The following is a 12,840-nucleotide window of genomic DNA, read 5'->3' as shown; positions in this document are numbered from 1 at the left end:
TCGTTAAAACGGACAACCGCTCCGATGCGTCACCGGAGCGGTTGATCTGGCTTACTTCGCGGGGTTCGGGCCGATGCGCTTCCCATGGCTGACGCGTTCGGCACCGCCGTGGACGTGGGTGACTGCGTAATCGATGCCCATGCCGTAAGCGCCGGAATGCTCCTTCACAAGTGTGGTGACCGCATCGTAGGTTTCCTTGCGAGCCCAGTCGCGCTGCCATTCGAGCAAGACCTGCTGCCAGGTGACGGGTATGACGCCAGCCTGCACCATGCGGTCCATTGCATATTTGTGCGCATCGGAAGAGGTGCCGCCGGAAGCGTCGGCGACCATGTAGATTTCGTACTCCGGAACGTCATGCAAAGCAGAGAGTGCAAAGGTCGTGTTGCAGACTTCGGTCCACAGACCGGAGACGACAATCTTCTTGCGGCCGTTGGCAGCATTCTTTGCCAGCGCATCGCGTACGTTCTGATCATCCCAGGAGTTCATCGAGGTGCGTTCAAGGATGTCATTCTGCGGATAGACGGCCAAAAGTTCGGGGAAGGTGTTGCCGGAGAAGCTCTCGGTCTCAACCGTGGTAATCGTGGTTGGCACGTTGAAAATCTTGGCAGCCTTGGCCAAGCCAACGACGTTGTTCTTCAGGGTCTGGCGGTCGATAGACTGAACGCCGAATGCCATCTGCGGCTGCTGATCGATGAAAATGAGCTGGCTGTTGGCGGGGGTAAGAACTTCAAGCTTGGACATGTCAATTCCTCTTCGGTTGTTTTGGACCGCGAATGCGGCCGGTTATGAAATGAGCAGGACCTTTCGGTCGGATGCCGTGCCCAGGGCCACAGCTTCCAAGACCGTCGGGAGGTTGAAACCGATGCTTTCTTTCGCTTGCTGCCTCGGCTGCTGAAAGAAAAGGTAGCGCGACTTGCGACCCCGTAGAATTGCAATATTAATTGCGAATGAATTGCTTTTATCGCAATAATAATCTCTAGATCCGGCTGAGCTGTGGACTTCGCACGGGGCTGCGATACGCGGCCACTCTTTCCGAAAAGTTCTGAAGGAAATTTGATGCGCAGAGTCGGCCTTGAAGACCTCTGCAGCGTCCTTGGTTTCGCTGCTCGGTGGGAAGCGATTTGGCTGAATTTGCCCTGCGCGGCACTGCCAGTGAACAACGGTTGCGCGGTGTGGGAGACGCGTAATCCTTGGCAGTCTGCCGTTGGGTATTGACGCGACAAGATGGCGGGTCACCGTTGGCATTGACGCCCCATATCGCGATCACGTCGCCTTATACTTGATCTGAACAACCGTTATTCCAAATTGCAGGTGGGTTTCGTGCGACCAAGGAGCCAAGCCTGTCACAGCCTACTCCCATTCGGGATAGAGCCACGGGCTCACATCACAGCCGTGGGATATCGTCAAAGGAGAACGTGGAGAAGCCCGCCGTTGTGGAGTAACTATCCATGGATATGGATAAAGCTATCAGGACGTGGCGGTACCCTCGTCGTAGGCAGAAAACACGCCCGCAACCCAGTCTGCAAATACCCGATACTTCACGCTCGGAAACCGGCCCGCTGGCCTAACGATGTGAACAGGATAACGTGGTGGCGCCCAATCTTGCAGGATGGGGACCAGTGCGCCGCGAGCGATGTGGGCGCGTGCCAAGAATTCAAATGTCTGACCAATACCCAGCCCCGCTAATATTCCATGCAAATGCGCAGTCGCATCACTGGTGGAGAGCTTGATCGGGCTGTAGATTTCTATTTTCTCGTCACCATTCATCAATCGCACTGGTGCGGCCTTCAGGCTGCGCGCGAAAAAGTACTGAACGAAAACATGATCACGCTGCAGATCCGATGGCGAAGCTGGCACGCCGTATTTTTCGAGGTACGCCGGGGTGGCGCAGGTTACTATCTCGACGCTGCATAGTTTCTTCGCAACAAGAGATGCGCTGGGCAGATCTCCGGCACGAATGACGCAATCTATTCCCTCTTCAACGATGTCGGCCTGACGTTCTGTCACACCAAGGTGCAACTCGATCTCTGGATAGAGCGCGTAAAACTCTGGCAACCGAGGGATCAGAATCGTATTGGCGAAGGTCCCTCCTACGTCAACACGAAGTTTTCCCCTGGTGGCAAGGCGCCCGCGGGTCGCCTCGTTGTTCATTTCATCGAAATCGGCGATCAGCCGGAGGGCGCGCTCGTAATAAGCAACGCCCTCGGGTGTCACCGTGAGTGAACGTGTCGTTCGTTCCAGCAATTTGAGGCTCAAGCTGGCCTCAAGATCCTGAACAAGCTTGCTCACGGTGGACCGTGGCGCACCCATCGTGCTGGCAGCCTTTGCAAAGGATCCGGCCTCGACGACGCGAACAAAGGCTCTGATTGCTCCCAATTGATCCATTGGCATTTCTCCATAGAAGCCCGATCAGTTGCCACAGACACCAGTGAGCGGGGGGTTGTTAGGCAGTCAGCGGCTCGAGATTTGCCTGGATCTGGTCACGGAACGCTTCATACCGGCTCGGCAACTTAAGCGCCTCGCCCAGATGTGCCGTGTCCTCGTCCCGGTCAAACCCCGGCTCGTTCGTGGCAATCTCGAACAACACGCCGCCTGGTGTGCGGAAGTAGATTGCCCAGAAATAATCGCGGTCAATGACGGGCGTAACCTGATAACCCGTGTCCATCAGTGCCTTGCGAACTTCGAGTTGCTTTTCGCGGTTTTCGACGGCAAAGGCGATATGGTGAACCGAACCGGCGCCCTGACGGGCAAACGACGTTTTCGGCAGTGCTGCGACATCAATCGTATCGGCGCCGTTTCCATTGGGAATGATAAAGCGGGTCACGTCACCTTCCTTCTCGGCGCGTTGATACCCCATGAAACCCAGAAGCTCTTCTGTCGCGGCAGTATCGTGCAGGCTGAACCGGGCGCCGGCAAAACCGCGGATAGCTGCATCGCCCGGAATGCCGTCCGCCAGCCACGGAGCGCGGTTGTCATCGGCAGATTCAATCAGCGCCAGACTGTCACCGTCCGGACCCATGAATTGAAGTCTGTTGGCGCCAAAGACGGTGTCAGTTTCCAAGCCATCGACACCGTGCGCGGTAAACCGATCCTGCCAGAATTTCAATGCGCCCTTTGGCACAGAGAACTGGGTTTCCCCGACCTCACCAACACCGGGACGACCCAGCATCATGTTCGGGAACGGGAAGTAGGTCATGACGGTGCCTGCGGAGCCGTTCTCGTCACCATAATAAAGGTGGTAGACGTTCGGGTCGTCGAAGTTAACGGTCTGCTTGACGCGACGCAGGCCCAGTGTGTCGGTGAAGAAGCGATTGTTCTGACGCGCATCCGAAGCCATTGAGGTTACGTGATGCAGTCCCTTGATATCCTTGATCATGTCCTTGCCTTTCAATGTCGCCGTTAGTGTTTGGCTGTTGACGAATATCTAGGCCGATTGATCACGCCAGAGAATTGCAATATTCATTTCGACTGCGTTGCTCTTTTTGAAACAATCCCAATGAACGATTACAAAGCTCTGCGAACCTTCCTCCTTGCGGCCGAAAAGCGAAATTTCGCCCAGGTTGCCCGCGAACTCGACATGACGCCGGCTGCAGTCACAAGGGCTATTGCGGCACTTGAAGCCGAACTCGGCGTTCAGCTGTTTGTCCGTACGACCCGGCAAGTGTCGCTGACAACAGACGGTGCGATCTTCGCCGCCCAGATTCAGCCGGCGGTGAAGACGCTTGAAGAAGCGCGCCGCGACGTGATGAACGCTCACAAAGCCGACGAAGGGCGTCTCAGGATCAGTGCGCCGACGTGGTTTGGCAAGGCGGTGCTCCCACCGATCCTCTCCGGCTTCAAAGAGCGGTACCCGAAGATGGGCTTCGAGATATCACTGTCCGACGGACTGGTGAATATCGTTGATGATGACTACGATCTGGCGATCCGCATCTCGTCTCAGCCGTCGGACAAGTTCACGATATGGAGGAAAATCCGCGTCGTGCCGCGCATTCTGGTTGCGGCACCGGGAAGCCGGTTTGTCGAGATGCAGCATCCGAACGAGCTGACGCCAGACGATTGCCTCGCCTATAGCGGCGAAAGCCGGCGAGAGAACTGGGTGCTCTCGGACGGCGGCTCGAGCATGACGATATCGGCAGGGCGCGCCTTCAGCGCCAATAATGGTGAGGTTCTGGCCGACATGGCCGCAGATGGAGCAGGCGTTGCCATGCTGCCGAACTTTCACGTCTCGGAACACCTCAAGAGTGGGCGCCTCGTGCATGTCTTCAAGGGCTGGGACCCACCCGATCTGTGGTTGACCCTCTACTACCCGCCCTATCAGGCTCTGCCTCCCCGCATTGCATCCTTCTCCAAATTCTTCGAGGAGCAGGTTGCGGCGCAGATGGTCATGCTTGATTGATATCCCGGACTGTCCCGCCACAGCGTCCTTGCTGTGCGGAGATCTCGGCCGCGACCCGCGCCTGTAACTGCCAGAGGTTTCGATCGCGAATGCCTTCTGCCTGAAGATCGACGATCGTGTTGTGCAGATACTGGGCGCAGGATCCGCCCTCTCCGCAGGCGCTGGCGATCAGTTTTGCGGTCGTTTCCACCGGTAGCGGCGCCGTCAGACCCGCGCGCTTTGTGCTCGCCCAGAATGTCAGAGCCTTCTGGATGCCGTCAGGCGTTTTGACCTTTACCCAGCGCACCATGTCGATGACTTCCCGATACCTGATTTCGCGGGCGACGAGAGCTCGAAGGTCGTCACGCCGCCGCTCGGACGAGAGTTGCAGGATGACGCCGTCGCACTGTCCACCACGCTCAAGCGCCATCATCAGACCTGGCTGCGCGCTCGTTGCCCGCCAGCGCTCGATTTTCAGGGAAAACGAACGATGCCAGCCATGGGCGGTGGCGCGTCGCCTGCCGGCTGGCTTGAACTCAGGATTCCAGATCAGGGAACCGTATGCAAACACCCAGATCGGATCGCTATCGGCTTCGCGCTCGATAGCGGCAACCAGAGCGTCAAGTTCTGTTTCAGATAACGGCGTCCAGCCCGGCTCCGGGCCGTCGTCACGGACGTCTCTGATGGTCAGGGCTACAAGCTCGGGCGTCAACTGCATCGTCGTCTCGATCGGTAGTGCGGCAAGGATTGCATCAGTGGCCGTGGCAGGTTCCGCCACGGCCACCTCTTATCGTCAGGATCGAATGAATGCCAGAAGATCGGCGTTCAGGACATCGGCATTCACGGTCAGCATGCCATGCGAGAAGCCGGGATAGGTCTTAAGCGAACCATTCTTCAGCAGCTTGGCGGACTTCAGTGCAGAATCCGCGATTGGAACGATCTGATCGTCTTCGCCGTGGAGAACGAGCGTCGGCACCGTGATTGCCTTCAGATCTTCCGTCTGGTCGGTTTCGGAGAAGGCCTTGATGCCATCATAGTGCGCCTTTGCACCGCCCATCATGCCCTGGCGCCACCAATTCTGGATTACGCCTTCCTGAACCTTGGCGCCATCGCGGTTAAAACCGTAGAACGGGCCGGCCGGGACGTCGCGGAAGAATTGCGCCCGATTGGCCGCCAGCGCCGAACGGAAGCCGTCGAACACTTCGATCGGCAGGCCTTCTGGATTGGCTGCGGTCTTCAGCATCAGTGGCGGGACTGCCGATACCAGAACGGCCTTGGCGACACGACCGGCCGGCTGACCAAACTTCGCCACATAGCGCGCCACTTCGCCACCGCCGGTGGAATGGCCGATATGCACGGCATTTTTCAGGTCCAGCGCTTCGACGACAGCGAAAGCGTCGGCGGCATAGTGGTCCATATCATGCCCTTCGGAGACCTGGGCAGAGCGTCCGTGGCCACGGCGATCATGGGCAACGACCCGGTAACCGTTGGCGAGGAAGAACAGCATCTGGGCATCCCAGTCGTCAGACGATAACGGCCAGCCGTGATGAAATACGATGGGCTGAGCATCCTTGGAGCCCCAATCCTTGTAGAATATTTCGACGCCGTCCTTGGTGGTGATAGTACCCATGGTCTTGTTTCCTTCGATTGATGTGTTGGTGGGGGCAGCGTTTGCTGCGAAGGTGAATACGGGTGAAATGGCCATCGCCGCTGCGGCTGCACCAACTGAAAGCAGTGCGCCACGGCGCGTTATGGAAAAGTCGTTCTGGGTCATCTCACGTCCTGCAAATGTATGGTTTCGTGTTTCAGGCGACGCCGTTGCTCGTCTGATGCGTGGATATTGCTACCAAGTCGCGGGCACAACAATTGAACTAATAATTCATAGTTTGTTGTGAAATTCGAAATAATACGTTCCGGTCGTTATCGGGACAGTGCGGATTGTCCCGATAACGCGGAATCTATCATTTCTGCTTTGCCGAGACGGCCTTGGCGGCAGCATCGATGGTATCAGCGACGACCGTCGGCTGCGTCATGAACAGGGCGTGGCTTGCTGAGACCTTGGTGATCTTGGCTTTGATGCGTTCGGCCATATGGATCAGCATTGCCTGGTCGAATGCCTTGTCCTCGGTAGCGATCACAGCCCAGCTGGGCTTGGTGCGCCAGGCAGCATGTTCGAGCTTCGTGCCGAACGCCGACATGTTGATCGGGACCTGAGCGTCCCTCATGAACGCAACATCGGCATCGCTAACGTCATGAGCAAAACCAGCCTTGAACTTTGCCGGGCTGACATATCCAAAACCATCCTTCGTGGTTTCGATGACGAATTCCGATGCGGGAGCAAACCCCTGATATTGCTGGGCTGTCGTTTCGCCGGCATCTGGTGAGAGCGCAGAGACATAGACGAGGCCAGCAACCTTTTCATCAACGCCCGCTTCTGTAATGACCGTGCCGCCCCAGGAATGTCCGACCAGAATGACCGGACCGTCCTGCCGCTCGAGAGCACGCTTTGTGGCGGCAACGTCGTCCGCCAGAGAGGTCAGGGGATTCTGGACGATGGTCACGCGGTAACCACGCTTTGTGAGATTGTCGTAGACACCCTTCCAGCCAGAGCCGTCAGCAAAAGCGCCATGGACAAGCACGACGTTTTTTACGGACTGGTTCTGGGAAATGGTGTCGGCAGCGTTTGCCGGCAGTGCGGCAGACAATGCGGCGGTGGCAATTGCAGAAAGGGCGGTTGCGGACTTGCGTGTCATGGCTTCTTCCTTTTTGTTTTGCGATAACTGTTATCGCGATACACATAAGCTGACAGATACTGACCCTTCCGTCAAGATAATTCTTATCGCGATATTTATTTTTGCCATATGATTGGCTATATGTATGTGTGAAGGAGCCTAGAATGACCATACGTCACAACAATCCACCGCCTTTGCACGACCAGCTGTGCTACGCAATTTATACTGCCGGCATTGCCATCCAGCGCGCTTACAAGCCCCTTCTGGATGAGCTGGGGCTGACGTACCCGCAATATCTCGTGCTAAACGTGCTTTGGAGCGGAGATGAGCAAACCGTTGGCGCCATTGCAAACGCCCTCGCATTGGAATCGAGCACACTGACGCCGCTCTTGAAGCGCCTTGAGACAGCCGGCTTGTTGCGCAGGACCAGAAACCTCAGCAATGAGCGGCAGGTGGTCATCGCTTTGACCGAGGAAGGCCGCGCATTGCAGCACAGGGCGGGCTGCCTCAGCGACACCTTGCTTGCAGCTTCAATGCAAACTCCAAAGGAGCTGGCCGATCTGAACCACGACGTCCGCCATCTCCGCGACGCGATCTATTCACAGATCGGCGGGTGGGACGCGCCCGCCTGATCTGCAGGCGCATCTCGGAACCTACGCTGTCGGCACCGTCCCCCCATCAATTGTGTATTCGGTACCAGTAATCGAAGCCGCACGGTCGGAAGCGAGGAAGGCGATCAGGTTTGCGACCTCTTCCGGTTTTGCCGGGCGGCCGAGCGGAATGCCGCCCAGTCCATCCATGATGATCTTCTTGCCACCCTCAAGGTCAGTTCCGGCCTGCTTCGCCAGGCGCTCTGCAAGGTGGACGGAGGCTTCCGTTTCGATCCAGCCCGGCGAAACCCGAACGACACGCACACCTTTGGGCGACACTTCCTTCGACATCGCCTTGCTATAGGTCGAAAGTGCCGCTTTTGCTGCGGCATAGGCTGTTGTCGATTCCGGAAGTGGCAGGACTCTCTGGATGGATGTCACATGCACGACGACGCCGCTTCCCCGGGCGACCATATCCGGGACCAGTTGCCGATCCAGCCGGACAGCCGGATAAAGGTTAAGCGACATTTCCTTGTGCCAGTCATCCTCCGACAGGGCAGAAAAGCCGCCCCCCGATGCTGAGGAGCCACCCAGCATATGGACGATGACATCGACGCCGCCAAGGCGCCGCCGCGTGGCCTCTGCGACGATTTCACATCCCTCTTCGGTGCTCAGGTCCGCATCGACGAACAATTCTTCCGGCATGTTTTCCGGACGGGCACGCGCTGTCGTCAGCACCTTTGCGCCGAGTTCGCGAAACAGGCTGACGGTCGCAGCGCCAGCACCCTTGGTTCCAGCCGTAATGAGTGCGCGTTTGCCTTTCAGATTGAGAAAGTCAGTCATGACCGGATCTCCAGCCTGACGATCCTGTCGTCCTTGATCGTGAAGGCATGGATTAGCATCACCGGACTACCGGGAAACTTGCCACTCACCCTCGCCCGCACGAGTGTCTTGTCACCGTCCACCGTGGTTTCCACAGGTTCGGCAACGTATTGAGCCGACCTCTTGGCGGCCACCCACCATTGACGGATGGCGGCAGTGCCCTGATAGCGGGCATTCTCGTCCTCGACCACCGCATCGACATCAAGCGTTTGCAACAGCGCGTCGGCATCGTTGCGGGTGTCGGCGTCAAAATACATATTCACAACTTGGGGCATATCCATCTTATTTCTCCTTCTGAGGTGCCCTTAAGTTAGTGCTCTACCATTGCATGGATAAGTGGGATAAACATGCACGTGATGTTGAACAGATCGGGATAATGGAACAGTTAAACCTTAGGGAACTCGAAGCAGTCATCGCGATCGCCAGGCGCGGGACGTTTCGCGCAGCGGCTATCGATCTCGGCATGTCCACAACTGCGCTCAGCCACACCATCGGCAGGCTTGAGGCGGGGCTCGGCGTACGATTGTTCAATCGCACCACGCGTAGCGTCTCGCTGACAGATGCCGGCAGGCTCTTTGTACAGCAGGTTGCGCCTTCGCTTCAGGACCTTCATGCCGCTCTGGAAACGGTTCGCTCACAACGCGAGACACCGTCTGGAACGATACGCATCAATGCGGCACCGTTTGCAGCACGCGCCATCATCTCACCGCTCGTGCTTGAGTTCCTGCGTCGCTATCCCGAGATGAATGTCGATCTGGTCACGGAAGGAAAAATGGTTGATATCGTCAATGACGGTTTTGATCTGGGCGTCAGGGTGGCAGGTCTCGTTCCCAGCGACATGATTGCCGTTTCGCTCGGCCGGCCACAGCGACACGCTGTTGTCGGTTCTCCGGACTATTTCGCACAACATCCCAAACCCGTGGTTCCTCCGGATCTTCTCAATCACAGATGCATTCGCGTTCGCTTGCCGGACGGCTCACTGTTTCGATGGCGGTTTGAAAAAGACGACGAGCCGGTGCAAATCGATGTGCGAGGCCCGATCACACTCGATGAAGCGGGCCTTGTGAGGACTTCGGTGCTGGAAGGTACCGGCCTAGGCTATACCATGGAAGAGGAAGTGCTTCCCGACATCAAAGCGGGGCGCCTTGTCCGGGTGCTGGAGGACTGGACACCACCGTATCCGGGGCTCTGCCTGTATTATCCCGGGCGCCGAAATCTGTCGGCTGGAGTGAAAGCGTTTCTTGATCTGGCCCGCGAGCTTTCGCGACGAGCGGCTGACTGACCCGCTGACCTCGCATTTGTAGTGGCGGCCCTTTGGGGAGCCGCCACACACGTCTTGGAATAGGGAAACAATCAAGCCTTGATGAAGGCCAACAGGTCTGGATTGATCACGTCGGCATGCGTGGTCAGCATCCCATGCGGGAAGCCCTTGTAGATCTTCATCGTGCTGTTCTTGATCAGCTTGGCCTGAAGCTCTACGGCGGCCTTGTAGGGAACGACCTGGTCGTCATCACCCTGGGTCACCAGCGTGGGAACGGTAATCGCCTTCAAGTCTTCGGTCTGATCTGTCTCCGAAAACGCCTTGATACCTTCATAGTGCGCCACGGCGCTGCCCATCATCCCCTGGCGCCACCAATTGTCGATCACACCCTGCGAAACTTTCGCATCCGGCCGGTTGAAACCATAAAATGGGCCCGACGCAACATCGAGGAAGAACTGCGCGCGATTGGCTGCCAGGGCGCTACGGAACCCATCGAAGACTTCCATCGGCGTGCCATCAGGATTGGCTGCGGTTTTCAGCATCAGCGGCGGAACGGCGCTGACGAGGATAGCCTTTGCCACGCGGCCCTGTGGCTGACCATGCCGTGCGACGTACCGAGCGACTTCGCCGCCGCCTGTGGAGTGGCCGATATGAACGGCATTGCGCAGGTCAAGATATTCGGCGACGGCGGAGGCATCGGCAGCGTAATGATCCATGTCGTGACCATTGCTCACCTGGCTGGAGCGTCCATGGCCGCGGCGGTCGTGGGCCACGACACGATATCCCTTGCTGAGGAAGAACAGCATCTGGGCATCCCAGTCGTCTGACGACAGCGGCCAGCCATGGTGGAAGACGATCGGCTGTGCATCCTTCGGACCCCAGTCCTTGAAGAAGATCTCTACGCCGTCTTTGGTGGTGACGAAATTCGTGGTCATCGATACAATTCCTTCTGGGTTACGGGAAATTTTCTTTTCGGAAGCCATCGCCGGCATGGCCAAGGCCAGAGAAACCGTGGTGCCGGCCAACAGGACCTGCCGACGGGACAGTGAAAGTTCGTTGATCATGGGCCTCTCCGAAATTTCGCGCGCTCATTCGGCGCCGCGGGTGCTTTCGAACAGGAACCAGGCACGGCGCTCTGCCTCATCCACCCAGTTTTCGATCAGGCTGGCGGTTGCGATGTCGCCATGGTCTTCACAAAGATTGTGTGTCGCCTTCATCAGCGAGACGAGTGTGAGGTTATCGTCGCGAAGCTCGGCCAGCATATCCGCCGGGGTCACGAAATCGGCGTCGTTGTCGAGAAGCCGCTGCAACCTGGAAATATGGCTGATCGAACGAAGTGTGGTGCCGCCGATCTTGCGGGCTCGCTCGGCAATGTCGTCCGTCATGGCGAAGATCTGCTCGCCCTGCTCGTCCAGCATCAGGTGGTAATCACGGAAATGCGGACCGCTCATATGCCAGTGAAAATTCTTCGTCTTGAGATAAAGCGCGAAGACATCGGCCAGCAGCGCCGTCAACGCGCCGGAAATATCGGCGGTTGCGTTCGTGCCAAGGGCAGTCGGTGTTGCAAGAGGCGACTTGCGATGTTTTTCGGCGAGGGTGCGGTTCATGGTAATCTCCATTGGGTTTGGGCTTGGGTTTGGGTTTCAGGGATTCAGGGCTTCAGAGCCGTGCAACGATCAGCGGATCGTCGATATCGACAGGAAGAGGCAGGAGGGCTTGCTCGGAAAGGCCCAGCTGGCTAGCGATCACATTGCGTGAATAACCGGCCGCCGCTGCTCGGTAACCGATATCTTGTGGCGCGCTGCGACTGAAGAAAATCAGGATATGCAGTGTGCCACTGCCGGTGTTTTCGATGTGATGCGGGTAAGCCGGCGGCACGAAATAGGCGTCACCCGGATGGATCGAATAAGTGTCAGCGCTTCCATCGGGATCAAGGACTGTCATCTGACCGGTCCCTTCGAGCACATAGCCCATTTCGGCGGTCTCGGGGTGCCAGTGCGGGTCGCGCAGGCCAATCTCGCTGATGCGGACAGAAAACATCGAAAGACCATCGAGAACAGACCAAGCCGGAGCCTGCGCGGTCCTTGCAGAGCCCGCCGGCGACGATACGTGCGGCGCTGACTCCTCGACACGGAATTTGAGCCTGTTTGGATGAAGCGCCTGCTTTTCAACGGCTGGCTGGGCCTGCAAGTCGAATATCTCTGTGTTTGCGTTCAGCCTGCCAAAACTCGGCGGCTTTTGCGGTTGCCACTCGAAGGTGCTCAGCAGCACGGCGTCGGACATCACGTCGAAGGCGCCAGACAGGCTGAAATCTTCCGGATCCTCGTTCGAAAAGGCAAGGATGAACTCCGCCTCCGTTTCACCGGTATTTTCAATTGCGTGAACCGTGCCTGACGGAACGAAGAACATTTCGCCAATGCCGATAAGAAAGACATCGCGGCTGCCATGATTGCCGACGACAGTCACCAGTACCTGGCCGCGGACACAGTAGCCCAGTTCATTGGCATTCGCATGCCAGTGAGGCTCCCTGATCGCGTGTGCCGTGAGCACCAGCCTGCGTATTGAAAGGCCTTTGAGGATTGGCAGTTGATCGCGACCAAGGCGCATGATCGATCCCGCCGGGCTTTCGAAGGCTGCAGGCCGGTCCTTGAGAGAAAGAACATGTTTTGAAATCTGCATCTTCAACTCCTGCCCACATCGTTTGTTTGACGAGATGGTTGTAGGCGAGGATCTGGTTGCGCGGTATCCAATGCTTGGTTAGTCGGACTGACACCTAAGTATAGTGGCTCGCCTGCCGAACCGAGGCTACAAATCCAGGCCCTCCACTGAAGAGATGCTGGATGCCAATGCGCCCTGAATTTTCAAGCGCGCCCTTTCACATGGATGTCGCGATCCATCTGAGGCCATCCCAGTCCTGGAATGGCCATTCTTTTTTGCGCGGTTATGAGATTGAGTTTGCATAGGAATATTGGAATTGCCAATTGCGTTTCGGCAGCAGGG

General features: G+C 57.4%; 14 protein-coding genes and 1 pseudogene. 4 read left to right on the top strand and 11 right to left on the bottom strand.

Annotation, left to right across the window (positions count from 1 at the left end):
* Nucleotides 1-51: 51 nt before the first annotated feature.
* From F617_RS0122605 to F617_RS0122595, 3 genes are all read right to left on the bottom strand, one after another.
* The gene (locus tag F617_RS0122605) at nucleotides 52-741 is read right to left on the bottom strand and encodes a hydrolase (protein ID WP_013762171.1); all 690 of its coding nucleotides are present in this window, start codon (nucleotides 739-741) and stop codon (nucleotides 52-54) included.
* Between the two features lie 726 nt (nucleotides 742-1,467).
* Nucleotides 1,468-2,385: a LysR family transcriptional regulator gene (locus F617_RS0122600; protein ID WP_013762169.1), complete on the bottom strand. Its 918-nt coding sequence runs from the start codon at nucleotides 2,383-2,385 to the stop codon at nucleotides 1,468-1,470.
* Nucleotides 2,386-2,443: 58 nt separating this feature from the next.
* The gene (locus tag F617_RS0122595) at nucleotides 2,444-3,376 is read right to left on the bottom strand and encodes a VOC family protein (RefSeq protein ID WP_019566825.1); all 933 of its coding nucleotides are present in this window, start codon (nucleotides 3,374-3,376) and stop codon (nucleotides 2,444-2,446) included.
* A 120-nt stretch (nucleotides 3,377-3,496) separates the two neighbouring features.
* On the opposite strand from F617_RS0122595, the gene F617_RS0122590 reads away from it, so the two are divergent.
* Together F617_RS0122590 and F617_RS29180 are read left to right on the top strand one after the other, a co-directional pair.
* Nucleotides 3,497-4,396, top strand: coding sequence for a LysR family transcriptional regulator (locus F617_RS0122590; protein WP_019566824.1), 900 nt, complete (start codon nucleotides 3,497-3,499; stop codon nucleotides 4,394-4,396).
* Nucleotides 4,393-4,500, top strand: a complete 108-nt coding sequence (locus tag F617_RS29180; RefSeq protein WP_370647637.1) for a hypothetical protein — start codon at nucleotides 4,393-4,395, stop codon at nucleotides 4,498-4,500. Before F617_RS0122590 ends, F617_RS29180 begins: the two co-directional genes overlap by 4 nt.
* Here F617_RS29180 and F617_RS0122585 read toward each other — a convergent pair.
* The 3 genes and pseudogenes from F617_RS0122585 to F617_RS0122575 all read right to left on the bottom strand — a co-directional run.
* Nucleotides 4,458-5,093: pseudogene (locus F617_RS0122585) on the bottom strand (gamma-glutamylcyclotransferase); the annotation flags it as partial. The gene F617_RS29180 and the pseudogene F617_RS0122585 sit on opposite strands and share 43 nt — an antisense overlap.
* Nucleotides 5,094-5,168: 75 nt before the next feature.
* The gene (locus tag F617_RS0122580; RefSeq protein WP_019566822.1) at nucleotides 5,169-6,149 is read right to left on the bottom strand and encodes an alpha/beta fold hydrolase; all 981 of its coding nucleotides are present in this window, start codon (nucleotides 6,147-6,149) and stop codon (nucleotides 5,169-5,171) included.
* A gap of 187 nt (nucleotides 6,150-6,336) precedes the next feature.
* Entirely contained in the window at nucleotides 6,337-7,128 is a 792-nt protein-coding gene (locus F617_RS0122575; protein ID WP_003519240.1) for an alpha/beta fold hydrolase, read from the bottom strand.
* A gap of 143 nt (nucleotides 7,129-7,271) precedes the next feature.
* On the opposite strand from F617_RS0122575, the gene F617_RS0122570 reads away from it, so the two are divergent.
* The gene (locus tag F617_RS0122570; protein ID WP_003519242.1) at nucleotides 7,272-7,739 is read left to right on the top strand and encodes a MarR family winged helix-turn-helix transcriptional regulator; all 468 of its coding nucleotides are present in this window, start codon (nucleotides 7,272-7,274) and stop codon (nucleotides 7,737-7,739) included.
* A 21-nt stretch (nucleotides 7,740-7,760) separates the two neighbouring features.
* Here the strand turns inward: F617_RS0122570 and F617_RS0122565 are convergent, their stop codons facing one another.
* Entirely contained in the window at nucleotides 7,761-8,540 is a 780-nt protein-coding gene (locus F617_RS0122565) for an SDR family oxidoreductase (protein ID WP_019566821.1), read from the bottom strand.
* Nucleotides 8,537-8,860, bottom strand: a complete 324-nt coding sequence (locus tag F617_RS0122560; RefSeq protein WP_019566820.1) for a nuclear transport factor 2 family protein — start codon at nucleotides 8,858-8,860, stop codon at nucleotides 8,537-8,539. The genes F617_RS0122565 and F617_RS0122560 overlap by 4 nt, the downstream gene beginning before the upstream one ends.
* A 47-nt stretch (nucleotides 8,861-8,907) precedes the next feature.
* On the opposite strand from F617_RS0122560, the gene F617_RS0122555 reads away from it, so the two are divergent.
* Nucleotides 8,908-9,861: a LysR family transcriptional regulator gene (locus F617_RS0122555; RefSeq protein WP_026331020.1), complete on the top strand. Its 954-nt coding sequence runs from the start codon at nucleotides 8,908-8,910 to the stop codon at nucleotides 9,859-9,861.
* A gap of 71 nt (nucleotides 9,862-9,932) precedes the next feature.
* Here F617_RS0122555 and F617_RS0122550 read toward each other — a convergent pair whose 3' ends face one another.
* Genes F617_RS0122550 through F617_RS0122540 form a run of 3 tightly spaced genes read right to left on the bottom strand, consistent with a single transcriptional unit; the run spans nucleotide 9,933 to nucleotide 12,519 of the window.
* Complete coding sequence (locus F617_RS0122550; protein ID WP_019566819.1) at nucleotides 9,933-10,904, bottom strand: alpha/beta fold hydrolase; 972 nt, start codon at nucleotides 10,902-10,904, stop codon at nucleotides 9,933-9,935.
* Between the two features lie 24 nt (nucleotides 10,905-10,928).
* Complete coding sequence (locus F617_RS0122545) at nucleotides 10,929-11,447, bottom strand: Dps family protein (protein WP_003519251.1); 519 nt, start codon at nucleotides 11,445-11,447, stop codon at nucleotides 10,929-10,931.
* Between the two features lie 52 nt (nucleotides 11,448-11,499).
* Complete coding sequence (locus tag F617_RS0122540) at nucleotides 11,500-12,519, bottom strand: cupin domain-containing protein (RefSeq protein ID WP_019566817.1); 1,020 nt, start codon at nucleotides 12,517-12,519, stop codon at nucleotides 11,500-11,502.
* Nucleotides 12,520-12,840 lie beyond the last annotated feature (321 nt).

It is taken from the genome of Agrobacterium sp. 10MFCol1.1, from assembly GCF_000381165.1.
Classification (GTDB): Bacteria; Pseudomonadota; Alphaproteobacteria; order Rhizobiales; family Rhizobiaceae; genus Agrobacterium; species Agrobacterium tumefaciens.
The sequence above is the reverse complement of the archived record's forward strand: the minus strand, read 5'-3'. Positions and strand labels throughout refer to the sequence as shown.